20 protein-coding genes and 1 pseudogene are annotated in these 23,559 nt (G+C 71.0%); 6 read left to right on the top strand and 15 right to left on the bottom strand.

The features are described from left to right. Positions 1 to 25: 25 nt before the first annotated feature. The 5 genes and pseudogenes from ABNF97_RS05975 to ABNF97_RS05955 form a co-directional block, all read right to left on the bottom strand. Positions 26 to 1,210: an ABC transporter permease gene (locus ABNF97_RS05975; protein WP_130465160.1), complete on the bottom strand. Its 1,185-nt coding sequence runs from the start codon at positions 1,208 to 1,210 to the stop codon at positions 26 to 28. A 298-nt stretch (positions 1,211 to 1,508) separates the two neighbouring features. Further along, positions 1,509 to 2,181, bottom strand: a pseudogene (locus ABNF97_RS05970) (ABC transporter ATP-binding protein); the annotation flags it as partial. Positions 2,182 to 2,243: 62 nt separating this feature from the next. After that, positions 2,244 to 3,698, bottom strand: coding sequence for an efflux RND transporter periplasmic adaptor subunit (locus ABNF97_RS05965; RefSeq protein ID WP_502930461.1), 1,455 nt, complete (start codon positions 3,696 to 3,698; stop codon positions 2,244 to 2,246). Between the two features lie 55 nt (positions 3,699 to 3,753). Further along, a complete protein-coding gene (locus ABNF97_RS05960) occupies positions 3,754 to 5,424 on the bottom strand; it encodes a hypothetical protein (RefSeq protein ID WP_349337897.1) in 1,671 nt (556 codons plus the stop codon). 43 nt (positions 5,425 to 5,467) lie between these two features. Further along, positions 5,468 to 6,172 carry a permease prefix domain 1-containing protein gene (locus ABNF97_RS05955; protein WP_349337896.1) on the bottom strand — a complete coding sequence of 235 codons (705 nt, stop codon included), beginning with the start codon at positions 6,170 to 6,172 and terminating at the stop codon, positions 5,468 to 5,470. Between the two features lie 426 nt (positions 6,173 to 6,598). On the opposite strand from ABNF97_RS05955, the gene ABNF97_RS05950 reads away from it, so the two are divergent. Further along, entirely contained in the window at positions 6,599 to 8,947 is a 2,349-nt protein-coding gene (locus ABNF97_RS05950) for a hypothetical protein (RefSeq protein ID WP_349337895.1), read from the top strand. Positions 8,948 to 9,116: 169 nt separating this feature from the next. On the opposite strand, the gene ABNF97_RS05945 is transcribed toward ABNF97_RS05950, so the two are convergent. Further along, the gene (locus tag ABNF97_RS05945; RefSeq protein WP_349337894.1) at positions 9,117 to 9,875 is read right to left on the bottom strand and encodes a DUF1963 domain-containing protein; all 759 of its coding nucleotides are present in this window, start codon (positions 9,873 to 9,875) and stop codon (positions 9,117 to 9,119) included. A gap of 92 nt (positions 9,876 to 9,967) precedes the next feature. Further along, on the bottom strand, positions 9,968 to 10,888 hold the full coding sequence (locus ABNF97_RS05940) for a proline dehydrogenase family protein (protein WP_349337893.1): 921 nt from the start codon (positions 10,886 to 10,888) through the stop codon (positions 9,968 to 9,970). Positions 10,889 to 10,968: 80 nt separating this feature from the next. Here ABNF97_RS05940 and ABNF97_RS05935 point away from each other — a divergent pair, with 80 nt between their 5' ends. Genes ABNF97_RS05935 through ABNF97_RS05925 form a run of 3 tightly spaced genes read left to right on the top strand, consistent with a single transcriptional unit; the run spans position 10,969 to position 13,028 of the window. After that, on the top strand, positions 10,969 to 11,244 hold the full coding sequence (locus ABNF97_RS05935) for a hypothetical protein (RefSeq protein WP_349337892.1): 276 nt from the start codon (positions 10,969 to 10,971) through the stop codon (positions 11,242 to 11,244). A 2-nt stretch (positions 11,245 to 11,246) separates the two neighbouring features. Beyond that, entirely contained in the window at positions 11,247 to 12,428 is a 1,182-nt protein-coding gene (locus ABNF97_RS05930; protein WP_349337891.1) for a glutathionylspermidine synthase family protein, read from the top strand. Between the two features lie 18 nt (positions 12,429 to 12,446). Then, positions 12,447 to 13,028 carry a CGNR zinc finger domain-containing protein gene (locus tag ABNF97_RS05925; RefSeq protein ID WP_130465168.1) on the top strand — a complete coding sequence of 194 codons (582 nt, stop codon included), beginning with the start codon at positions 12,447 to 12,449 and terminating at the stop codon, positions 13,026 to 13,028. Positions 13,029 to 13,081: 53 nt separating this feature from the next. Here the strand turns inward: ABNF97_RS05925 and ABNF97_RS05920 are convergent, their stop codons facing one another. Continuing rightward, positions 13,082 to 13,537 carry an Rv0361 family membrane protein gene (locus tag ABNF97_RS05920; protein ID WP_130465169.1) on the bottom strand — a complete coding sequence of 152 codons (456 nt, stop codon included), beginning with the start codon at positions 13,535 to 13,537 and terminating at the stop codon, positions 13,082 to 13,084. Between the two features lie 109 nt (positions 13,538 to 13,646). Then, on the bottom strand, positions 13,647 to 14,156 hold the full coding sequence (locus tag ABNF97_RS05915) for a MarR family transcriptional regulator (protein ID WP_130465170.1): 510 nt from the start codon (positions 14,154 to 14,156) through the stop codon (positions 13,647 to 13,649). Positions 14,157 to 14,187: 31 nt separating this feature from the next. Between ABNF97_RS05915 and ABNF97_RS05910 the strand changes: the two genes are divergently transcribed. Further along, entirely contained in the window at positions 14,188 to 15,282 is a 1,095-nt protein-coding gene (locus ABNF97_RS05910; protein ID WP_349337890.1) for a GNAT family N-acetyltransferase, read from the top strand. A 59-nt stretch (positions 15,283 to 15,341) separates the two neighbouring features. Here ABNF97_RS05910 and ABNF97_RS05905 read toward each other — a convergent pair whose 3' ends face one another. The 4 genes from ABNF97_RS05905 to ABNF97_RS05890 all read right to left on the bottom strand — a co-directional run bounded on the left by ABNF97_RS05905 (position 15,342) and on the right by ABNF97_RS05890 (position 18,193). After that, complete coding sequence (locus tag ABNF97_RS05905) at positions 15,342 to 16,190, bottom strand: COG1361 family protein (protein WP_349337889.1); 849 nt, start codon at positions 16,188 to 16,190, stop codon at positions 15,342 to 15,344. A 178-nt stretch (positions 16,191 to 16,368) separates the two neighbouring features. Then, complete coding sequence (locus ABNF97_RS05900) at positions 16,369 to 16,911, bottom strand: hypothetical protein (RefSeq protein WP_349337888.1); 543 nt, start codon at positions 16,909 to 16,911, stop codon at positions 16,369 to 16,371. 72 nt (positions 16,912 to 16,983) lie between these two features. Beyond that, a complete protein-coding gene (locus tag ABNF97_RS05895) occupies positions 16,984 to 17,421 on the bottom strand; it encodes a hypothetical protein (RefSeq protein ID WP_349337887.1) in 438 nt (145 codons plus the stop codon). A gap of 202 nt (positions 17,422 to 17,623) precedes the next feature. Then, positions 17,624 to 18,193 carry a hypothetical protein gene (locus ABNF97_RS05890; protein ID WP_349337886.1) on the bottom strand — a complete coding sequence of 190 codons (570 nt, stop codon included), beginning with the start codon at positions 18,191 to 18,193 and terminating at the stop codon, positions 17,624 to 17,626. Positions 18,194 to 18,522: 329 nt separating this feature from the next. Here ABNF97_RS05890 and ABNF97_RS05885 point away from each other — a divergent pair, with 329 nt between their 5' ends. Then, entirely contained in the window at positions 18,523 to 21,648 is a 3,126-nt protein-coding gene (locus ABNF97_RS05885) for a DEAD/DEAH box helicase (RefSeq protein ID WP_349337885.1), read from the top strand. 152 nt (positions 21,649 to 21,800) lie between these two features. Here the strand turns inward: ABNF97_RS05885 and ABNF97_RS05880 are convergent, their stop codons facing one another. Together ABNF97_RS05880 and ABNF97_RS05875 are read right to left on the bottom strand one after the other, a co-directional pair. Continuing rightward, entirely contained in the window at positions 21,801 to 22,040 is a 240-nt protein-coding gene (locus tag ABNF97_RS05880) for a hypothetical protein (RefSeq protein ID WP_130465175.1), read from the bottom strand. A 94-nt stretch (positions 22,041 to 22,134) separates the two neighbouring features. Beyond that, positions 22,135 to 23,466, bottom strand: coding sequence for an AAA domain-containing protein (locus tag ABNF97_RS05875; RefSeq protein ID WP_502930457.1), 1,332 nt, complete (start codon positions 23,464 to 23,466; stop codon positions 22,135 to 22,137). Positions 23,467 to 23,559: the final 93 nt, after the last annotated feature.

Below are 23,559 nucleotides of genomic sequence, written 5' to 3'. Positions count from 1 at the left end.
GAACCGGCGTTCCCGCCCATCCGGGTCATTCCGCGCGGAGCGCGACCACCGGGTCCAGCCGCCCGGCCCGCTGCGCCGGCACCACGCCGAAAATGATCCCGACCGCCGCCGAGACCCCGAACGAGAGCGCCAGCGACCACCAGGTGACGGCCGCCGGTACCGGGGAGAGGGCGGCCACCAGCAGCGCGGCGCCCACCCCGAGCCCCATCCCGAGCACCCCGCCGAGCGCCGTCAGCAGCACCGCCTCCAGCAGGAACTGGATCCCGATGTCCCGTGGGCGGGCGCCGACGGCCTTGCGCAGGCCGATCTCCCGGGTCCGTTCGCGTACCGAGACCAGCATGATATTGGAGACTCCCACGCCGCCGACCAGCAACGAGATGCCGGCGATCGCGGCGAGTACCCCGGTCAGCACCCCGAGGATGTCCCCGAGTACGCCGAGGATCTGTTCCTGGGTCACCGCGCTGAACTCGGTGTCGGGGTGCCGCCGGGTCAGCTCGGCGACGACCCGGGCGCCGAGGTCGTCGATCTCCGCCCGGTCCGGCGCCTTGATCGCGATCCCGTCGATCCGCTGGGTGCCGTAGAGCCGGTGCGCGGCGGTGACCGGGATGTGCACCTCGTCGTCCCGGTCCACCCCGAGGCTCTGGCCGAGCGGGGCGAAGACCCCGACCACCCGGAACCGTACGCCGGCGATCGCGACCTGCTGCCCGACCGGCTCACGTTCGCCGAAGAGGGTGCTGGCGACCGTGGCGCCGAGCACCGCCACCCGGCGACTCGTGTCGACATCGGATGACGTGAGATAGCTGCCCCGGTCCAGCTTTCGGACGAAGACCTCGGGCGTGGTCTCCAGTACGCCCTGCACCGTGGTGAACGCCGACCGGTTGCCGGCGCGTACCGTCTCGCCGGAGGTGACCGTGACCGCCACCCGGCGCGGATCGCCGACCACCCGGTTGACCGCCTCGACGTCGGCCAGGGAGAGCCGGGAGACCGCCGGTGCCGCGCCGAAGTCGAGCCGGCCGGGCACCACCACGAGCAGGTTGGAGCCGAGCCCCTCGACCTGCTGCTCCACCTCCCGCTTGGCGCCGGTGCCGATCGCGACCAGCACCACCACGGCGGCCACCCCGATCACCACGCCGAGCATGGTGAGCATGCTGCGCAGCCGGTTCGCCGCCAGGGCGTCCAGCGCGACCCGCCACGCCTCGGCAATCCTCACGAGCCGCTCCCCGAGCCGTCCGTCCCGGTCCTACCCTCGGCCCGCCCGGCAGGTGTGCGCTCGGCCTGCCCGGCTGCCTCGTCGGCTACGCCGGAGGCGGCACCGCTCGACCCGCGGCGTCCGGTGGCTTCGGTGGTGGCGCCACCGAAGCCGGACGGGTGCCCCGAGTCGCTTCCGGACGCTCGTCGGGGCTCCGCGCTGGGAGCGGGATCTACTATCTCAGGCCCCCGCCGCGTCGCCGGAACGGCCGTCGCGGTGTCCGCCGCCGGCCTGGGTGGTAGTCCCCGCGCGCGGCCCCCGTCGGCCGGCAGGATCACGCCGTCCCGCATGGTGACCTGCCGGTGTGCTCGCTCGGCGACCTCCCGGTCGTGGGTGACCAGCACCAGCGCCACACCGTCGGAGGCGTTCAGCTCCTCCAGCAGGGTCAGCACGGACTCGCCGGTCGCGCTGTCCAGGTTGCCGGTCGGCTCGTCGGCGAGCAGCAGTACCGGGTCGGTGACCAGGGCCCGGGCGATCGCCACCCGCTGCTGCTCTCCACCGGAGAGCTGGTTGGGCCGGTGGTCCAGCCGGTGCCCGAGGCCGACCCGGCCCAGCATCGCCGCCGCCAACTCCCGCCGCCGCCGGCCACCGATTCCCCGGTAGACCAGCGGCAGCGCGACGTTGTCGAGCGCGGAGGTCCGGGGCAGCAGGTGGAACGACTGGAAGACGAAGCCGATGGTCTCGTTGCGCAGCGTGGCAAGCTCCCCGGCGTCCAGCGTGGCGACGTCCCGACCGCCGATCACCAGCCTGCCGGCGGTGGGCCGGTCCAGGCCGCCGAGCAGGTGCATCAGGGTCGACTTACCCGAACCGGACGGCCCGACGACCGCCACGTAGTCGCCGGCGGCGATGGTCAGCGAGACGCCGCGCAGCGCGGCCACCGAGACCCCGCCCAGCTCGTACGTCCGGACCAGGTCGACCGCCTCCACCGCCACCCCGCACCGCCGGGCCGGGGCACCGGCCGCCGCGTCGCGGGAACGGCCCACCGGCGCGGCGGTCAACGTACCCGCTCTCCGGGGCGCACCTGGTCGGCGCCGCTGACCACCACCTGCTGGCCCGGCTCCACCCCGCTGACGATCTGCACCAGGTCCTGGCCCTGCACCCCGACCGTCACCGGCACCTGCTCGGCGATCCCGTCCCGGACCACCCAGACCGCGTCCCGCCCCTGCGCCGAATGCACCGCCGCCGCCGGTACGGTCACCGCGCCGACCGCCTCCCGGACCCGCAGCCGAACCACGGCGCTCATCCCGGGGCGCGGCGCCGGCGCGGCCCGCCCGTCGGCGAAGCGCCCGGAACCGAGCGAGAGCCGTACCCGGTATGTGACACCGCCCCGGGCCGACGCGGTCGGCAGGACGTCGACCGAACGGACCCGGGCCGGATACTCCGCTCCGGTGGCGGCGTCCAGTTCGACGCTCGCCGGCACCCCCGGGTCGACCAGGAGCACGTCGGTCTCGTCCACCTCGGCGACCAGCCCGAGGTCGGTCAGGTCCACCACGGTCAGGATCGGGGTACCGGCGCTCACCTGGCCGCCGACCGGCACCGCGCCGTCGACGCCGGCCACCGTCGGGTTACCCGCGCCGAACGCCCCGGCCGGTGCGCCGAGCCCGCCGGTCGTGCCGAGTCCGCCGGCCGCGCCGAGGAGCCCGGCCAGCGCCTCGGCCGAACCCGGGGCCGCCGGTGACGCGGGCCCGCCGAGCTGCACCACCCCGCCGATCGGCGCCCGCAGTACGAGCGCGTCGACGGTTGCCTTGGCCAGGTCGTACGCCTGCTCGGCCTGGAGGCGCTGGGCGGCGGCGAGGGCCCGTACCGCCGAGTTCAGCCCGGCGACGCCGCGCTGGACGGCGCGTACCGCCGCACCAGCGCTCTCGGCCGCCGCCTCGTACTGCCGCTGCGCGATCCGGACCTGGGCGAGCAGCGCGGCCCGGGCGTCCGGGTCGGTGAGCTTGTCGGCGGCGTCCCGGGCAGCCTGGAACGCCTGCGCCGCCGCACGGTCGGTATTCCGGCGCAACCGGGCCAGGTCGGCGCCGCCGCCGACACCCCGCCCCGCGCTGCGGGCCGCCCGGAGGGCCCGGCGGGCCTTGACCAGCCGATCCCGGGCCGTGGGCGAGTCGACGACCGCCAGGACCCGGCCCGGCTTGACCACGGCGCCCGGCCTGACCCGCAGCTCGGCCAGGGTGCCGTCGGCGGGGGCGCTCAGGGTGGCCGCCGCTCGCGCCGTCACGCTGGCCGGGGCGTCGACCAGTTCGGCGACGTCGGCCCGCTCGACACTGGCCAGCCCGAGCTGGTCGTCGTCGGACTCGCAGGAGGCCGCGGAGAGGCCGAACAGGACGGTGGCGGTGAGGAGGATGGCGGAGAACACGGAGCGACGGGGCCGCGGTGCTGCGGACAGGCGCGGCGGAGAGGCGCGACGCACGCCGCCATCGTACGAGGTGCCACCCGCCGCGGCCGGCAGGACGCGCGGGCCGGCGCGCCCGCTCACCGGCCCGCCCGCTCAGCTGGCGCCTGGGTCAGGAAGCGGTCTTCTTCACGTACGCCACGCACTCGTCGTGCAGCTTCGACCAGTCCTGGCCGAACGCCTCCCGGGAGGCCTCCGCCTCCGACCGGCCGTCGTGCACCACGAGTTTGAAGAAGGAAAGCAGCTCCTTCTCGCCGAACCGGTCGACGAGATGCCGGACGGCGAGGTAGCCGACCCCGTAGCTGCCGGCGACGTGCCAGTCCTCGGACTCGGCGCCGGGCGCCACGTCCGCCAGCTCGCCGTTCCAGCCGGAGTTGACCAGCCGGTCGACGTCGTCGAGGCTGTCGTACCGGCTCGCCGCCCGGCCACCGGCCGCCGCCTGTTCGGCGATCCCCTCCACCAGCCACCAGGCGTCGTCGTCGATCTGGTCGGCGCCGGCCAGCGAGGAGGCATGGGTCAGCTCGTGCCGCATCAGGTCGGCGTACTGGCCCGGCACCACGGCCTTGGAGTTGAGCACCAGGTCGTACTGGCCGTCGCCGACCGGTACGGCGTATCCGGCGGTCCACTCCGGGCGGTCGCCGCCGTACCAGCGGTCCCACTCGTTCGGGCCGGCGTAGAAGATCAGATAGCGCTCCGGCGGCGAGCCGTCCGCGGCGTACCGGTCGGCGACCTTGGCCGCCCGCTCCCCCTCGCGCAGCAGGTCGGGCAGCCGGTCCCGGAACGCCCGGGGCGCCGCGACCAGGGTGCGTTCGCCGATCGTGGCGACAAGTTCGTCGCTCTCCCACGGCCGTGGCCGCCCCGGCCCGCCAACCTCGTCGGTGTCGATCGCGGCCAGTCGCGGCTGGCCGGCGGTGTCCTTCCACCGGGTGACCATGGTGATCTCGTTCGGTTCGCAGCCGGGCCTCACGAAGCAGTGCCCGACGATCAGGTTGGCTCGCCACTCGCCGGCCGTCTCGAGTTTGACCACCCGGCCCAGCAGTTTCGGCTCCCACTTGCTGACCCGCATTGCCCGCAGGGTCCGGAAGTCGCGCCGGAGCTGCCGGGCGATCGCCGTGTTCGGCTCGGCGAGCCCGACGTAGCCGCTCTCGTCGCCGCTGAGCAGCGCCTTCGCCTGCCCGTCGAGCCGGCTGCGGATCTGCTCGGTGAGCCAGTCGACGGTCACCGAGGACGGGTCGCCAGCCTTCGGGCTGGCCGCCGCGCCGGCGCCGGCGGCCGGGCCGGTTGGGCCGGACATCCCGTCGAGCAGTACCGCCCCGATCGCGATCGGGGCGGCACAGAGCAGCAGGGCCACGACGGTCCCGAACGCCACCCAGAGTGGCCACCGGCGGCGGCGCGGCGGCGAGACGAGTCCGGCCGGCGGCGGATAGCCAGCGGTCCCCGGGAGGCCGCCCGGCATCGGGTACCCACCGGACCCCGGGTATCCGCCCGGCATCGGATGCCCACCGGGCTGCGGATAGCCGGGCCGCGTCGGGTAACCGGCCGGCCCTGGTCGGAATCCGCCCGACTGATAGCCACCGGCCTGGTGGTAACCACCGGACTGGTAACCAGCAGACTGGTAGCCGGCCGGCTGGTAACCACCCGGCTGGTAACCGGCCGGCTTGTATCCATCGGACTGGTGGCCGGCCGACGGCGGGTACCCGGAGGGCGGGTGGTCGGCCGGACGATTGCCGGTCTGCGGATCGTGGTCGGCAGGTGGGCGGTGGCGGTACTCCCCGTCGGTCACCGCCGGAGAGTACGACCAATCGTCCAGCCGTGCGAACCCGGCCTCAGCGACCTGCCCATGACCCGACCAGGCGACCCGCCGGCCGCGACTCCGGCGGTTCGGCGGCAGCCCGCCAACTGCGCCGGGCCGAGCCGAGCAGCAGGCCCGACGAGATCGTCCAGCCCGCCCCGCCGACCAGTGCCTGCGCGCCCCCGTCCCCCGGCGGCAGGACGGCGAGCAGTACGCCGCAGACCAGGCTCACCCCGACCACCACCGAGACGAGTACGGCGATCAGCCGGATCGCCGCCGGGCGGATCTCCACGTGCCGCGGTCCCCAGCGCAGCAGCAGCGCCATCACGACGGCGGTGCCGAGGGCGAGCCCGGCGAAGGTGTCCATCGTCCGGGCCAGCCACAGGTACCAGGTCCCCGGCTCGACCCCGCCCCAGAACTGCTGCCAGCCGCCGATCCGGCCGAGCAGTTCCGACATGCCGTACTGGGCACCGAGTACGCCGACGAGCAACAGCGCCGTTCGCCGGCCCTGCGCCACCGCCAGCAGGTCCTGCAGACCCCTCGCGATCCGGTCGACCGAACCGAATTCCCGGACGGCCGTCCGCTGTGCCTCCGGGGCGCTCAGCCCGTGGTGCCGGTGCACGTCGGCGGCGTCGACCAGGGCGTCCCGGATCTCGGCCAGCATGTCGGCCCGCAACCGGGCCGAACCGCGCAACCGGCCAGCGACCGCCGAGACGTAGTCGTCGATCGGGGTGGTCACCGGCCCAGTCTCCCACCGCACCCGGTGAACGCCATCCGGAGGATCCCCGCGGTGGGAACCCTGACCCTGCTGGGCCCCCTTTCGAGCCGTGACCACCCCAACGTCACCACTTGGGTGTCATGGCGCTCGGTGTACGGATTATGCCCTCAGCGGTTGACTCGAACGGTAAGGGCGGTACGTCCGCCAAATGTCTGTCTGCTTTCGGCTGCCCGAATGTAATTGGCACTGTGTGGCCCGCATCTATCCGGTTAGCGCTTTTCCGGCGCTGACTGGGCCTGATTCCACTTGTTCGTGGGTTTTCTTCATATAGGCCCGCCATGCACCGAAGAGCACCGTACGGTGACGTTAAGTGGCTACAGCCTATTTGTAGCCCTCCGCGCCCCCGATGGTGCGGCCGTGTCTTGTATTCGAAAGGCAGGGAGCTTGATGTCCGAATTCCAAGGGAGCCACGTGGATCCCGGTCAGCCCACGACGCGGCCAAAAAGGCGGCGGTCCCGGTGGTTCTTAGCCGGGGGCATCGTCGCCGGCAGCCTGGTGGCCGGCGCTGCCGGTCTGGCCGGGGTGGCCACGCTGGCCAGCGACAACGGCCTGGCAGAGGTGGACCTGGGGCAGTTGTCCGTCATCGCCGCCAGCAACGACAACGGCGACAACGGCAAGGACCCGGGCAAGCACGAAGGTCCCGCGGACCGGAAGGCCGGACCGGCCGGCGAGTCGAACAACGGCGGGAACAACGGCGGCGAGGACTCCCAGGGCGGGAACTGGCAGGACTACTGCAAGCCGGGCGGCGGCTGGCAGGGCCAGGGCGACAAGAACGCCGAGGCCCCGGAGTCCGCGCCGAGCGACTCGAAGGACCGGAAGGCGAAGCCCGAGGAGTCGAAGGACCCGAAGGCGGGCCCGACGGCGACCAAGGACCCGAAGGCCGGACCGGCCGGCGAGTCCAAGGACCCCAAGGCCGGCCCCACGGCGACCAAGGACCCGAAGGCCGGACCGGCCGGCGAGTCCAAGGACCCCAAGGCCGGCCCCACGGCGACCAAGGACCCGAAGGCCGGACCGGCCGGCGAGTCCAAGGACCCCAAGGCCGGCCCCACGGCAACCAAGGACCCGAAGGCCGGACCGGCCGGCGAGTCCAAGGACGCCAGGGAGAAGCACGAGGAGGCCAAGGACGCCAACGGCTCCGGCTGGCAGGGCGGACCGCAGAGCGGATCGCAGGGCGGCTCCGGCTGGCAGGGCGGACCGCAGGGCGGATCGCAGGGCGGCTCCGGCTGGCAGGGCGGACCGCAGAGCGGATCGCAGGGCGGCTCCGGCTGGCAGGGCGGACCGCAGGGCGGCGGCGAGAACGGCTCGTCCGGGGAGACCCCCGGATCCGACAGCTCGCGCTGGCACGGCGGATCGCAGGGCAGCGGTGAAAGCGGCTCGGGCTGGCAGGGCTCGGGTTCGGAGGGTTCGGGCTGGAACGGCGGGTCCCAGGCGGGCCGCGAGGGCTGCGGCTCGAACGAAGGCGAGGGCGAAGGCGAGCGCGAGGGCGAGAAGGTGACGTCCGTACCGTGCGACCCAGACAGGCTCATCGCCGCGCTGGTACACGCCAACGCCGAGGGCGGCGGCAGCCTCAGGCTCGCGCCGAAGTGCACCTACACGCTCACCGCGAGCGGCAAGAGCGGCGAGAAGCACGACGGCAAGGGCCAGAAGGACACCGGCAAGGCGCCGTCAGACGCCGCCAACGGCGCCACGGGTACGCCGGGGACGATGGGCAGCCCGAACGGCAAGAAGCACGACCGGAAGCACGACAACTCCGGTCTGCCGGTGATCAAGACGCCGATCAAGATCAAGGGTGAGGGCGCGACCATCACCCGGGACACGTACGCCAAGGACTTCCGCTTCTTCACCGTCCGGGACGGCGGAGAGCTGGAGTTGAGTGACGTCTTCCTGAAGAACGGGCGGGCGGACGAGGGCGGCGCGATCTCGGTCGACCACGGCGCCACCGCCACGGTGAAGCGGGTCACGATCTCCGACAGCACCGCTCTCGCCAAGGACGGCGGCGGCGGCGCGATCTTCAACGACGGCCACTTGGCGGTCACGGAGAGCAAGTTCGAGGAGAACAACTCCGCCGGCAACGGTGGCGGGATCCTCAACGGTGGTGTCCTCACCGTGGAGAAGTCCGAGTTCTTCAGCAACAGCGCCGACAAGGCCGGCGGTGGGCTCGCCAACTACCAGGGGGCGGCCGACATCACGAAGAGCGCCTTCGAGCACAACAACGCGGCGGAGGGCGGCGGTATCGCCAGCGTCTCGGCCCGGACCAAGGTCTGGGACGGCGAGGTCAACGGCAACACCGCGAAGGTCGGCGGCGGCCTGTTCAACAAGGACGCCACCCTCACGGTCCGGGGGCTGCACGTCAGCAAGAACCTCGGCACCAAGGACGGCGGCGGCATCGCCACCGTCAAGGGTCTGCTCACGGTGGACGGAAGCAAGATCACCAAGAACACCACCCGGGGTGACGGCGGCGGCATCTTCGCCGTGAAGTCCGAGGTGATCGTGCGGGACACCGAGGTCAGCAAGAACAGCGCCGTCGGCGCGCGTTCGGTCGGCGGCGGCATCGCGGTCGAGGGCGGTTCGCTCGAACTGAAGAAGAGCAAGATCGTCGAGAACGACGCCACCAAGAAGGGCGGCGGGCTCTTCGCCGAGCACGCCAGGGTGAGGGTGGACGACGACACCGTCATCAGCAAGAACCGGCCGGACAACTGCGCCGGTGACGAGTCCGTCGAGAACTGCTTCGCCTGAGCCTCGTGACCCGAGGCACAGGTGACCGGTGACGGGTGGCCGGCAACGGAGACCACGGGCCGGTGACGGAGCGGACGCATCCGGTCCGTCGGGGGCAACGATCAGCAGATCGGACCCTCGGCGGGCCGGATGCGCTGCTGTGCGTCCCCCGGCCGGGGGCAGTGGACTCTCAGGCCACGTCGAGGACCCGGCGTACCCGGGACAACCGTCCCGCCGCCAGGTCCGGACCGTCGATCCAGAACGAGACACCGACCAGTTCGCCCCAGGCGGTCCCCCGTTCGGCCTCCAGTGCCAACAGCAGCCGGTGACCGGCCAGTTCCGCCACCGGACTGTCGGGCCACCCCAGCAACCTGTGCCGCACGGTCGGCAGCCGGTCGCGGATCTCGGTGACCAGGCCCATCACCCGGATCGGGTCGGTCGAGAAGGCCGCCGCGAGCTCCGGCTCGGAGTAGTCGGGGGCGGCCAGCACCGGAGCGGCGACCAGCGGCAGCGCCGGGATCAGCACCGCCTCCGCCGGAGCGGCCCGGTCCGGCGCGTCGACGGGCACGTGCAGCACCGCGCAACCATCGTCACCCGGGCCCGCCCCGAAGTCGGCGTGGAACCATTCGTCGGCGAAGAAGAGCAGCGTCCCGTCCCGGGGCAGCGTCCACTCGGGACCGAGCAGCGGTGCCAGGGTGGCACAGTCGAGCCGGGCCAGCAGCGTCATCGGCCGGCCCTGGTGCCGCGGCCACGGCACCCCGTCCGGCAGTCCGGGCAGCCCGCCGTACCAGCCGGCGACCGCGCCGTCGCGGCGCCGGGCCGGAACGGCAAGCCCGATCGAGGGACGGACCAGCGCGAGAATCTGCTCGACCAGATCGGGAGCGCCCTGCGCCCGGGGCGAGTCGGCGAGGGCGGCACGCAACGCCGCCACCGCGCGGGAGAGGTCCATGGCGTTCGAGGATGCCAGGCCGAGTGGACCGATCCCAGCCGGGCACCGCCACCCCCGGATCACCACGGCGCTACTGTCAGATCGTCGCGGCGCTACTTCCGCGTCGCCACGGCGCGGGCGAAGAAGGCCAGGTTGGCAGGGCGCTCGGCGAGCCGGCGCATCAGGTAGCCGTACCAGTCGGTGCCGTACGGCAGGTAGACGCGCACGGTGTGGCCGGCCTCGACGAGCCGGGTCTGCTCGTCCGGGCGCACCCCATAGAGGAGCTGGAACTCGAACCGGTCCGGCGTACGGTCGAACCACCGGGACCGGTCCTCGGCGATCGCGATCAACCGTGGGTCGTGGGTGGCGATCATCGGGTACCCCGGGCCGGAGAGCAGGATGTTCAGGCAGCGGACATACGATCTGTCCACCTCCCGCGCCGACTGGTACGCCACCGACTCGGGTTCGGAGTACGCCCCCTTGCACAGCCGCACCCGAGATCCCGGGGTGGCCAGGTCCCGGCAGTCCGCCTCGGTGCGCCGCAGGTACGCCTGGAGCACCGCCCCCGTACCCGGAAAGTCCTTCCGCAGCTCGGCCAGGGTGTCCAGGGTCGCGTCGGTGGTGGTGTGGTCCTCCATGTCCAGGGTGACCGTGGTGCCGGCCGCCTCGGCGGCGGCGCAGATCGCCTGCGCGTGCTCCCGGGCCAGCCGCTCGTCGAACTTCTGCCCCAGTGCCGAAAGCTTGACGCTGACCTCGGCCGGCGGGGTGAGCCCGGCCTCGGCGAGGCCGCGGAGCAGGGCCAGGTACTCGTCCCGAACGGCCGTGGCCTGGTCTCCGGTGACGGTGTCCTCGCCCAGGTGGTCGATGGAGACCGCGAGGCCGTCGGCGACGAGCTGGCGGGTGGCGCGCAGCGCGTCGTCGGTGGTGGTGCCGGCGACGAACCGGCGTACGACGTCCCGGGTGAACGGGGCCGTCTCGACGAGCCGCTCGATCCGGGATGACCGGGAGGCGGCGAGGATGACCGATCGGAGCATGAGCCGAGCGTAACGCCAGCCGCCCGCGCGTACCCGGGGACCGGAGCTCAGCAGTGGCGCGGATCGGTTACAACGATCTCGTGGAAAAATTGTCGCGACGCCGTCTCCGGTCCGCGAGCGTGCAACTGGGCGCGCTCACCGCCCTCGCCGTCACCCTCTCCGGATGCAACCAGGTCGGTGATGACGACGACTGCGACTCGCGCCGGAGTACGCCGCGGCCCCGCTCGCTCGCCCTGGCGGCGTACGCCCCGGCCACCGTGCCGGACGGCCCCACCGCCGGGTCGAGCACCGGCGGCGCGGACGTACTCCCCGAGCGGGGCGGGTTCGGCACCCACCTCGCCTCCTGCGGCGGCTGACGGTGCGCCGGGAGACCTGCCGTCCCCGGCCGGACTGGTCGGCGACGATCCGCGCGCAGGGGCTGGTGTACGCCGACACCGAGCTGCCGGGCGGCGGCTTCATGTCGTACTGGGACGAGAGTGCCTGCTACGCCTTCGACCTCGACGAGGTGCTCCGGCTGGAGGAGGCGACCGAGGAGCTGCACCGGATGTCGGTGGCCGCCGCCGAGCATGTCGTCGCGCAGAACCGGTTCGCCGAGTTCGGCATCCCGGCCTGGGCCGCCGACGCGGTCACCCGGTCGCTGCGCGAGCAGCCGCCTACCCTGTACGGCCGGTTCGACCTCTGGTACGACGGTTCGTGGCCGCCGAAGCTGCTGGAGTACAACGCGGACACCCCGACCGCGCTGGTCGAGGCGGCGGTGATCCAGTGGTACTGGCTGGAGGAGACCCGCCCCGAGCTGGACCAGTGGAACAGCGTGCACGAGCGGCTGGTCGCGGCCTGGCAGCGGATCGGCGCCGGCCTGCACGACCCGCTGGTGCACGTCGCCTGGTCGGACGAGGAGGAGACCGGCGAGGACCAGATGACCGCCGGCTACCTCGCCGAGACCGCCCGGCAGGCAGGGCTGGAGGCCGAGCTGTTGCCGATGCTCCAGATCGGCTGGGACGGCCGCCGGTTCACCGCCCCGCCCGGCCCGGACGGGGCGAGCACGCCGATCCTCACCTGCTTCAAGCTCTATCCGTGGGAGTGGATGCTCGCCGAGCCGTACGGCCGGTCGGCCCTTGATCCCGGTACCCCGACCACCTGGATCGAGCCGGCCTGGAAGCTGCTGCTCTCCAACAAGGCGCTGCTGGCCGTGCTCTGGGAGCTCTATCCCGACCACCCCTACCTGCTGCCGGCGTACCTCGACTCGCCCCGGGGAATGACCGAGTACGTGGTCAAGCCACTGTTGGGTCGGGAGGGCGGTTCGGTGCGGATCGTCACCGGTTCCGGAGAGATCGCCAATCCGGGGATCTACGGTGACGAAGGATGGTGCTACCAACAATTCCGCGCACTACCGTCGTTTTCGGATAATCGTCTGGTGCTGGGGAGTTGGGTGGTGGCCGGCGAGGCGGCCGGTGCCGGGCTACGGGAGAGCCGGAGCCTGATCACGGACGGCTACGCGCGGTTCCTTCCCCACTACGTGGACGCGCCACGGGAGCCGTAAGTCGTCTACGGTTGTCGGGTGAACTTCGACGCGTACGCCCGGACCGGGGTCGATCTAGTCAACGCGCGACTCGACGACCTCGACGACCTGCGGGCCGTTTTCACCGATGAGCACGGCTGGATGCGCGACGAGGTGACCGAACGGGACGTCCCCGCCTTCCGCCGGGCACAAAAACGCCTGCGAGACGTCTTCGAATTCGGTTCCTCGGGACAGGACGCCGACGCCGTGACCGAACTGAACTCACTTCTGGAGAACTACCCCGTCCAGCCACGCATCTCCGGGCACGACGCCAAGGACTGGCACATGCACGTGACCAGCCGGGGCGCCTCGGTGAGTGCCGAGTTCCTGGCCGGCGCGGTCTGGGGCCTCTCGGTCTGGCTCTGCGAGTACGGCAGCTCCCGGTTCGGGGTCTGCGCCGACGACCGCTGCGGCAACGTCTATCTGGACACCTCGTCGAACTGCTGCCGCCGGTTCTGCTCGGAACGCTGCGCCACCCGGTCTCACGTGGCGGCGCACCGCGCCCGCAAGCGGGCGGCGGTGGAGGCGAAGGCACCGGTCGCGGCCGAGGTCGAGGAGAAGACGCCGGCCCCGGTCGGCTGACCGGGGCCGGTAGCGTGCCGTGCCCGGCTAACCGGCCTGGCACGGCTCGCCACTCAGGGGCAGGGGCGCCACTGCCCACCCTCCTGCTCCAACGGGACCCGCACGGCCCTGACCTCGCCGCCCGGATAGCTGACCCGTAGGTTGATCGCCGCCCTCGTGCGCCCGTTGTGGTGACCGACGTTCGTGCCGACCAGTTCGTATCCGGTCGCCTTCGGGGCGGCTTCCTGGGCCTCGATGAACTCCTGCTCGGTCATCAGGCGCCGGGTGGCGGCGCAGGTCTGCCCGTACGCGGCGGACCAGTTGCCGGCGTTCAGGTCGGCGACGTACCGGGCACCGGCGTCCTGGACCGGCCCCATCGCCGACTGGACGCTGCGGTAGATCAAAAATCCGATGGCGGTACCGCCCGCGCAGCAGATCGCCAGGACGATCGCCACGACGAGCAGAATGATCCGTTTGGCGCTGCGGCGCTTGGCAGCGGGTGGGGGCGGGGGAAACTGCGACTCGATCATGACTACCGAGGCTAGGCAGGGCCCGCCAGGGGCATCCCGGGCACAGGCTCTGCGCCTGACCCGGACGGTCCAGCTCGACACCGCATTGGACCGATATCAGTCATGATCATCACGCTGATCGCTGCCCGGATGGGCTGCTCTCGGGATCAGCGACCACCTCGGACCTGCCAACCTTTCCGGCAATCCGTTCGAGGGCGGCGAGGTCTTCCGGATCCAGCCGGTCGATGAAATGGCGCCGCACCGACTCGACGTGGGTCGGTGCGGCGTTCTCCAGAGCTTCCAGACCTTCCGCGGTGAGCACGAGAAGGCAGCCCCTGCCGTCGGTCGGGTCCGGCGTGCGCCGCAACAGACCCCGTGCTTCCATCCGGGTCGCGTGCCGGGAGAGCCGGCTGCGCGACCAGCCCATCTTGTCGGCCTGTTCCCCCAGCATGCTGGTGTGCGCGGGACGCTCCGACAGCGTGCTCAGCACTTCGTAGTCGGGCTCGGAAAGGCCGATCGCGGCCAGGTCGTGCGCGGTGCCGGCCCGGACGGCGACCATGACGCGGAGGAAGGCCCGCCAGGCTCGCTCCTCGTCGGGGGTCAACCAGCGTACGGCCCCGGTCGACGGCTTCGTTGACATGTAACCAATCTAGCATCTAAACTTCGTTTCCATGTCAACGAAACCGCTTCGCGTCCTCGCGCTGATCTGCAGCACCCGTCCGGGCGCCCTCGGCCCCGTCATGGGGCGATGTCTGATCGACGCGGTTACCCCGCGGGCCGCGGAACTCGGCGTCGAGCTCGTACCGGTGGCCCTCGGTGACCTGAACCTGCCGTTTCTGGACGAGGAGGAACATCCGTCGTCGGGTGTCTACCGGCACGAGCACACCCGTCGGTGGAGCGTCATCGCCGACGCGGCGGACGGTTTCATCGCGGTCACGCCGGAATACAACTACGGGATGCCGGCGACCCTGAAGAACGCGCTGGACTACCTCAACGGCGAGTGGGCATGGAAACCTATCGGCTTTGTCAGCTACGGCAACACATCGGCGGGTACCCGTTCCGTTCAGCACGCCAAGCAGGTGGTAACCACGCTGCGCATGGTCCCGTTGGGTGCCACCGTCGCGATCCGGATCGGCGATTCGGTGGCGGAGGAGGGGCGGCTGCGGCCGGACGCAGCCCGCGACGCGGCGGGTGTGGCCATGCTGGACGAGCTTGTCCGGCTCGCCCACGCCCTGCGGCCGATGCGCGAACGCGCGCGAGCCGGGACCGTATCCGCGGGGACCGTGTCCGGTCTTCTGCCAGGGGCCTACGCAAGGCGGCTGACCCCCGACGACGCTGCGGAGGTCACCGTGCTGCAGCGGTGCTGCTGGGTGGAAGAGGCTGTCGCCAATGACACCATGGCCATACCGGCACTGCACGAGTCGCTGGAGGAGGTGGGTGAGTGGCTCGGGAGCTGGCACACCACCGGCATCTGGCTCGACGGCCGGCTGCTGGGCATGGTGCGGACCCACCGCATCGACACCGACTGGCACCTGGGTCGGCTCGCCGTCGTGCCCGACCTGCGCGGCCGAGGTCTGGGCCGGTGGCTGCTACGTACCGCCGAGGCCGCCGCCGGCCCCGAGTGTCGCCGCATCCTCCTGTGCACCGGCGCAAAGAGCCTGCGGAACATCGACCTCTACCAGAAAGAGGGCTATCGGCCGACATCACCCGCCGGAGTTGACGGAACCATCTGCCTTGCCAAGGACCTCGCTGGTCGACAGCGATGACGCGCTCGTCCTCCCGCATGCCCGGCGAGCGCCAGCCCTCGGTCGCGCCGCGGTAGCGGCTACTTCCGGGAGCCGTGCCGGCCCAGGGCGCCGGTACCGAGCGCCACCGGTCGATCGGCACGCCGACGCTGGTAGACGGCGAAGCCGGCGAGCAGGGCCAGGACGAGTACGGACCCGGCCATGCCGGCGAGCAGGACGGTACGACTCCGATCTGCGGGTTTGGCCACGGCGCCCGGGCGGGTGAAGCTCACCTGGCCGGTGGCGGTACGCCTGGTCCAGCCGCTGGCCAGTTCGAGCCTGGCCGTCCACGGGCCGTCCGGGGTGTTCCGGCCGATCCGCACCTGGACGGTCGCGGTGGCGCCGAGGGCGAGGGTGGGGGCCTCGACCCTGAACGGGCCGCTGTTGAGGTTGTCCGGCCCATCCTTGAGTTGGAGCGTGCCGTCGAGATCGAGGGCCCGCTTGCCGGTGTTGGTCACCGAGGCGGTGAGCGTGGCGGTGCCGTCGGGGGCCCGGGTGCCGGCCAGGTCGGTGATGGTGAAATCGGACGCTGGCTCGCCACCCGGGCCGACGGAGAGGTAGATCCGGATCCCGGCCCGGCCGATGTGCCGCACCGTGGAGTCGGCGAGGCCGGCGGTCTGGGCCCAGAGGACCGCGTAACGTTCCCCGGCCGCGGCGTCACTGGGGACCCGGATCGTGGCCCACACGGTCGCCCGCTGGTCGGGATCGAGGTCGAGGCGGTCCCGGTCCACCGCCACCCAACTGGACAGCTCGTTCGCGGTCCGGTCGGGAGCGACGACCCACTTTGCCTGTTCGACGGTGGCGGCCGCCGGATAGACGGCGACCTCGCGGCGGATATCCGAGGCGCTGGAGACGACGATCCTGCGCCGAATCGTCGTCCCCGGTTTCACGTGGTCGACGATGTAGTGGTGGGCGCGGCTGTCCGCACGCCGGTTGACCGGCGCGTCGAGCAGCCGGACGCTGACACCGACGTCCGGACTCGTCGGTGGAGACGGGGCAGCGGCACCGGGCGCTCCGGCCAGTACGAGTACGGCGATGGTGAGGGCGCAGCCCGCCAGGGACCGCCGGTTAGGACACAGAATGGGTTACCGTCCCGGTGTACAGGCCGCCCACCGCGTCGGACGGGATGTTGATCACCAATGTCGGGTTCCAGCTCGCGGAGTTGTTGCCACTGCCGGAGGTCTTGGCGAAGGCGGTGCGGGGCACGCCGAGGCTGACCCGGTCCGCCTCGGTGGGCTGGCCTGGCACGAAGACGCCGGTACCGGTGGTGGCGGTTGCCGGCCCGGACCAGTACTCGACCAGTTGTGGCTGGATGATCTCCTGCGGCTCGCCCTCGCCGGTGCGGAACTCGCTGGAGACGACCGAGGCGGTCCACGTCGCGCTCGCCGCAGCACGCTGGTCACGGACGGTCACGGTGCCCAACTGGCCACTGAGACGTTGCCCGGGGAACGCCGAGCCGAGGTTGACCGCGGCCGGCACCTCGACGGTGAGATTGGCGGTGGCGACGGTGAACGTCACGATCGTGTCGGCGGACGGTTGGGCCGCTGCCGGCGTGGCGATCAGCAGAGTCGCCGCGGCGAGGCAGAACGAGGGCGCGAGGATTTTCTTCATGGTGAGGTTGTAACACACCAAACGACCTTAAATAGGGCAATCGTCACTGGACCGACAAAGCGGTGATGTGGGTCAGGAGACCGAGTGCGTGACCGTACCCCGGTAGAGGCCGGTGACCGCACCGGACGGGATGGCGATCACCAGGGTCGGCTCCCAGCTCACCCGGTTGTTGGCATTGCCGGAGGTCTTCCGGAACGCGATGCGAGGCACCGTCAGGGTCTGCGCCTGCGCACTGGTGGGTTGACCCGGCGCCAGGTTGCCACCCCCGGTGTGCCGGACGGCCGGCCCCGACCAGTACGACACCCGGCTGGTGGGAATGGTCTGCGTCGCCGAGCCGGCCCCGGTGATGAACGGCGTCGAGGTCACCGTAACCGTCCAGGTGTTCGGGTTGATCGGCCGGCTGTCCCGCACTGTGACCATGCCGAGCCGGCGACTCAGAGTGGCGCCGGGCAGGCCGGCCCCGAGGTTGGCCGTCGCCGGGACCGTGATCGACAGTTCGGTCTGCCGCACCCGGGAAACGACGAACGTAGCAGCGGCGATCGGCTCGGCCGGCAGAACCGACGGAATGGCACCCGACAGGAGAATAATTCCCCCTAAGGTCCTCAAACATCTCACAGACGGAGTATATGACTTGATCCGGACAACACGTCGCTGGCCGCCCGCTCATGGCTGGTGGATCGCGGTGGGCGGCGATGCACTGGCGGGTGTGCGGTCAGGTCGACCCTGACCCGGGCGGACGGTCGTCGGTGTGCTGGTGATGGATCGTGGAACTCGCCCGGCCGGTGCGGGCCAGCGGCTTGTTGCCGAGGTGCGGGTCGAACATGGCCAGGTGGGAGTAGCGCGGTGCCGGCCCTCCGCGCCACATCCGGGGCGACCGGACGCCGTACTCGAACATGGCGGCATAACCGAGGAAGCCGAGGGCCAGCACGATCAGCGCGATCTCGGAGACGGCGAGGAGCAGCGGCCAGAGCGGGCCGGTCGCCGAAACGACGGCGTCGATGCCGATGCCGTAGACCAGGACGGCGACGGCCAGCAGGGCGGCGCCGAGGCCGTAGGCGACGAAGCGATGCCGCCGGGTCAGCGCGGCGGAGTAGACCGTGAACACGATGACATGTCCACAGTGCCCGCACCGGATCCGCTGCTCGGCCTTGCCTCGCATGGGGCGTTTGGCGGTGAGCGCCGTTTCGCAGTACTGGATGCCGAAGCCGTCACCACCCGAGGCCACATCCAGGACATGCCCCGCTTCGAGGCGTATCCGGTCCCGGACGCGCCAGAACGCCACCCGATCCTCCCGCAGAGGTCAGACATTCACGTACGGCTATCCTGACACATTTCGACATGGATGTCCGGTGCAGCCTGAGGTTATTGATTTGGCTACATGTGGTACGGCTCTGTGCGGTTCGATGTGGATCGCGCGAGCCGACGTCCGCCGGACGGCAGGTAACGGCCCAACCGCTCGGCCGCCGCATCGACTGCTGATCCTCGGACTCGCCCACCTCGTCACTGCTCGGGCCGCTGCTGTGGACCACGGAGGGCCGAGCTTAGGGTACGGACGGGATCGACAAGAGGATCGACTCTCTGCTTCGTCCCGACGTTGTTAGCCTCTCCGGGATGACGGAGCTGGCGCGGGGCATCTACGAACGCCTCATCACCAACGAGCTCGCCGGCAAGCTCCAACACCTCGACCCCGGACTGGTCGAACGGGCCAGCCTTGACCCAGCGGATGCCCACGTCGTGCTGGCCCGGCACATCACCGGGCTGGTTCAACGAGCGCTATGCGCCGTCGGCGGTGACGAGAACGACCGACTTGCCAGACAGATCGAGATGGTCAACCGCATCGCGGAGAGGATCGCCGACCTTGAGCCACAAGCGACCGGCAACGACGACCAGCTAGCCGAGGCACACAAACAGCTGCTCACGGCCATCGCCCACCCTCCGGTTCCACCGGCGGCGCCGCACTTCCCTGTCCGGCCCACCACACCGCTGTCGACCGGCGCCCTCCTGGTCAACGGCCGGCATCAGCCACGCATCGGTCATGAGGTCAACGCAGAGATGGCCTCGGCGGACCACGTCGACCTGCTCTGCGCCTTCATCACCTGGTACGGCGTGCGCCTGCTGGAAAGATCCGTGCAAGAGTTGATTGCTCGTGGTGGTCGCCTCCGCGTCATCACCACGACATACCTCGGCGCTACTGACCAGCGTGCAGTGGATCGGCTCGCTGAGCTGGGTGCCGAGATCAAGGTGTCGTACGAGACAAAGACCACCCGGCTGCACGCCAAGGCCTGGCTCTTCCGCCGGAACAGTGGTGCCGTCACCGCTTACGTCGGCTCCTCGAACCTGTCCCGGACAGCCCTGGTCGACGGCCTGGAGTGGAACGTCCGGGTCTCCCGCCTTGAGCAGCCCCAGGTCATCGACACCTTCGATGCGACGTTCACCGACTACTGGAACGATCCGGCTTTCGAGGCGTACGACCCAGCCGTGCACGCCGATCGCCTCCGGCGAGCACTGCGGCACGAGCGCCGGCAACGGCTCCCGCGTGGTCAACGCCTGGTCGACACCGCCGAGACCGACATCGAGATCACGAACATCGACGTCCACCCGTACGGCTACCAGCGAGAGGTCCTCTCCGACCTCGAAGCCGAACGCCTGGTCCACGGTCGCCACCGCAACCTGGTGGTGATGGCCACCGGCACCGGTAAGACGGTGGTCGCCGCCCTGGATTACCGGCGTCTCTGGAACGGCCGCAAGGTCGACAGCCTGCTCTTCATCGCACATCAGGAGCAGATCCTTCGGCAGAGCCGCTCGGTCTTCCGGCAGGTCCTGCGTCAGGGCAGCTTCGGCGAGGTACTCGTCGCAGGTGAGAAGCCACGTGACTGGCGGTACGTCTTCGCCTCGATCCAATCCCTGCACCGGCTCGGCGACGAGGACCTGCCGCCCGACCGGTTCGACATGGTGATCGTTGACGAATTCCACCACGCCGAGGCACCCACGTATGGCCGCGTCCTGAAGCGGCTCGAACCCCGCGAACTCCTCGGCTTGACCGCGACTCCGGACCGGGCGGACGGCGGCGACGTGCGCCGCTGGTTCGACGGACGAACGGCGGTCGAACTGCACCTGTGGGAGGCGCTCGAACGACAACTCCTCGCACCGTTTCAATACTTCGGCCTGCACGACGACGTGGATCTGTCGATGCTGCGCTGGCGGCGCGGCCAGGGCTATGACCCGAGCGAGCTGAGCCGGCTCTACACCGGCAACCGGGCGCGGGTCTCGAAGATCCTGCGGGCGGTACGTGACAAGGTCGACGTCGCTCAGATGCGGACGCTGGGCTTCTGCGTGAGCGTTGCCCACGCCGAGTACATGGCCGAGTCGTTCAGTCGATCCGGGGTACCGTCCGCAGCCGTGACCTCGCGCCTTGATGCCGATCAGCGCAGGCGGTTGCTCGACCGGTTCCGGCGTGGCGAGTTGCGGGTCCTCTTCACCGTGGACCTGTTCAACGAGGGTGTCGACCTGCCAATGGTCGACACGATCCTGATGCTGCGCCCCACCGAGAGCGCAACCATCTTCCTTCAGCAGCTCGGTCGAGGACTGCGCCTCGACGAAGGCAAAGCCTGCCTCACCGTGCTCGATCTCATCGGCGGGCAGCACACCAACTTCCGCTTCGACCTCCGATGGCGAGCGCTGACCGGAGTCAGCCGGCGAGCGCTGACCCAAGCTGTCGCCGACGACTTCCCCCACCTGCCCAGCGGCTGTCACATCGAACTCGACCGGGTAGCGAAGGACATCATCCTGGCCAACCTCAGGGCGGCGCTGCCCAACTCGACGGCGAGCCTCACCGCCGAGCTACGGGAACTCGGGGACGTCAGCCTCGCCGATTTCCTCCGCGAGACCGGCGTGGAGCCCGATGACATCTACCGTCGCAGAAGTCTCGGCGGGTGGACCGGGCTTCGCCGTCGAGCCGGCCTGAGCCGTGGCCCTGTCGGGCCGGATGATGCCGCACTTGGCGCCGCGATCGGTCGGATGCTGCACCTGGACGACCTGGACCGGCTCGCCCTGCTTCGTCAGGTCGCCGCCGGGCGACGCCGCAGCGCCGGACGGCTCGCAGACCTGCTGCACGTCATCCTCTGGGGAAACAAGATCCCGCTTGACCGCAAAGAGGATGGATTACGGCGGCTCTGGGCGCACCCGGACCGGTGCGACGAGCTTCGTCAGCTTGCTGAGGTGTTGGAAGACCGCATCCACCGCGTCACGACCGGCCCGGTCTCGGCAACCGTCCCGCTACGAGTGCACGCTCGCTACAGCCGCGACGAGGCCTGTGCCGGTTTCGGGGTACCAAATCCAACCCAGCTCCGCGAAGGCGTGAAGTGGGTCCCGGGAGAGCAAGCCGATCTCTTTTTCGTCACCCTGCTCAAGTCTGAGCGCCACTACTCCCCCACCACCATGTACGCCGACCGCGCCATCACCGAGGAACTCTTCCAATGGGAGTCACAGAGCACTACCTCGGTAGCATCACCGACCGGACAGCGCTACATCCGCCACGTCGAGCGCGGGTCGACGGTGCATCTCTTCGTCCGGGAAACCAAGGTCCGCGACGGCGACCTGGGCGCCCCGGCGTACTTGTACGCCGGGGCGATGACCTACGACTCGCACACCGGCAGCCGGCCGATGCGGGTGCTGTGGCGGCTCGACAGACTACTCCCACCGGACCTCTATGCTGCCGCCCGGAACATCGCGGCCTGAGGATCGCCCACCTCAGCTGTGGCGGAGTCCAGCGACTGCTCGACGGCTCTCGGGTGCCGGGCCGGCCAGGATCTCGGCGGCGACCTGGGCCGCACATCCCGCCCGAGTCGGTCTTCCGGACGTCGGCCGGCGGGCCGATCAACCGCCGGGAACTACAGCAAGGGCTGCGGCAGTCGGGTGGCCTCGTCGCGCGCCTCTTCGGTGGCCCGGTTCGCCAGCCGGAACGTCGCGGTCACCCGGTGGTCGAAGCCGAGGATGGCGGCGATCGGCGACACCTCGGCCGGATCCTCCTGCCGGGCGGTCACGTCAAGCGCGTCACGCCGGACGAAGTTGCCCAGCACCTCGCCGCCGGTGGCGTTCGCGATGAAGGTCATGAACTCTGGTGGCTTCACCGAAGTCGAGTACGGGTACGTGTGCGAGGGATGTGCGTAGTGCGGTGAGGAGGTCGACGGCCCGCTGGTGGTCGGTGAGGGTGGTGGGCAACGGTTAGGAGCTACGGCTTCGGCTACTGACAAGGTGTGCCAGCACTGACTGGTTCGCCTCCCAGCCGTCCGGGAACTTGACCGGTACGTTCAGGTGCACCGGCTCGGTCGACGGGTGCGCGTCCAGCAGCTCCGCGATCCCCGCCCGAGCCACGACCACACACGCGTGCCGGTGCCGCGACACCAGCACGCACAACCGCCCCGCCTCCAGGTGGAACGCGGTCGCGTCCCGCCGCCCCGACAACGGATGCAGCACGATCACCACGTCGTACTCTCGCCCCTGCAACCGGTTGGCGGTGTCCACCGTGATCCCCGCCCCGGCCGCCCCGAGCCGCGCCCGGATCGCCGCCACCTGGTCCCGGTGCGCCGCCCCCACCGCGATCCGGTCGGCGGTCACCGGCGCGCCCCCGGGCGCCCGCTCCGACACCGCCACCGCCCCGCGCTCCAACACCCGCAACGCCAGCCGCGCACAGGCCGCCGCCGCCTCGCCATCCGTCCGCAACGTGTAGCGGGCCGGCAGCTCGTACAACGCCCACCCGGTGGCCGCCGCCATCTCCAGCGCGTCGTCCACCGCCCCACCACCGAACCCCGCCGCGGCGAACGACAGCGACCGCTGTTCCGCGGTCGTCCCGGCCGAGAAGCCGGTGAACGGGTAGAACGCCTCCGCCACCACCGGGGCCGCCGTCGCCGGCAGCCGCCACGACACCGGCAGCCGGTGTACCGGCAGCTCCGGGTTGTGCCGCAGCAGCGCCGCCACCGCCGACTGCATCGGGTCCCAGGTCAGCCCGGTCCACCGCTCGGTTTCCACCGTCGAGAACGGATCCAACTGCCCCGGATCACCGACGAACAGCGCCCGGTCGAACCGCCCCGCCACCCGCAGCAGCGCATCCGAGCGCATCTGGTACGCCTCGTCCACGATCGCCCACGGCCAGCGACCCTCCGGCACCAGCGCCCACTTGGCGGCCGTACCGATGATCACGGACGACGTTCCCAGGTCCGCGACCTTCGCCGCGACCCGGACCGTCGAATAGTTCCTGATCCGGTCCGTCGCCGTGTAGTCGTTAGCCGACAACCGCCCGATCGGCAGCTCCGGCCGCGCCTGCGCCAGCCGGTCGATCAGGTCGTCGACCTGCTCGTTGGTCTGCGCGATCACGATCAGCGGCTCGCCCGCCTCGGCCAGCTCCCCCGCCGCCCGCACCACCAGCGTCGACTTTCCCGCCCCGGGTGGCGAGTCGACCACCACCCCACGATGATGCCCGCCGTGCAGGTCGGCCAGCACGCCAGCGATGGCCTGCCCCGCCGCCTCGGTCGGCGATGTCTTCAGCTGCCCGGGCAATGACCCCACCTCCGCACCGACGGCTCCGGGAACAGTACCCGGAGGGTCCCGCGCCGGCAGGAGTTCGCGGAGCCACCGACACCAGCGAAATTG

Origin of the sequence: Plantactinospora sp. B6F1 (assembly GCF_040120695.1) — a bacterium.
Lineage (GTDB): Bacteria > Actinomycetota > Actinomycetes > Mycobacteriales > Micromonosporaceae > Plantactinospora.
This window is presented reverse-complemented; position numbering and strand designations above follow the sequence as displayed.

Bases quoted from the DNA above. Each gene is read 5' to 3' on its own strand.
- ABNF97_RS05950 (WP_349337895.1), top strand. From the start codon at position 6,599: ATGTCCGAATTCCAAGGGAGCCACGTGGATCCCGGTCAGCCCACGACG.
- ABNF97_RS05945 (WP_349337894.1), bottom strand. From the start codon at position 9,875: ATGGACCTCTCCCGCGCGGTGGCGGCGTTGCGTGCCGCCCTCGCCGAC.
- ABNF97_RS05940 (WP_349337893.1), bottom strand. From the start codon at position 10,888: ATGCTCCGATCGGTCATCCTCGCCGCCTCCCGGTCATCCCGGATCGAG.
- ABNF97_RS05920 (WP_130465169.1), bottom strand. From the start codon at position 13,537: ATGATCGAGTCGCAGTTTCCCCCGCCCCCACCCGCTGCCAAGCGCCGC.
- ABNF97_RS05915 (WP_130465170.1), bottom strand. From the start codon at position 14,156: ATGTCAACGAAGCCGTCGACCGGGGCCGTACGCTGGTTGACCCCCGAC.
- ABNF97_RS05910 (WP_349337890.1), top strand. From the start codon at position 14,188: ATGTCAACGAAACCGCTTCGCGTCCTCGCGCTGATCTGCAGCACCCGT.
- ABNF97_RS05900 (WP_349337888.1), bottom strand. From the start codon at position 16,911: ATGAAGAAAATCCTCGCGCCCTCGTTCTGCCTCGCCGCGGCGACTCTG.
- ABNF97_RS05885 (WP_349337885.1), top strand. From the start codon at position 18,523: ATGACGGAGCTGGCGCGGGGCATCTACGAACGCCTCATCACCAACGAG.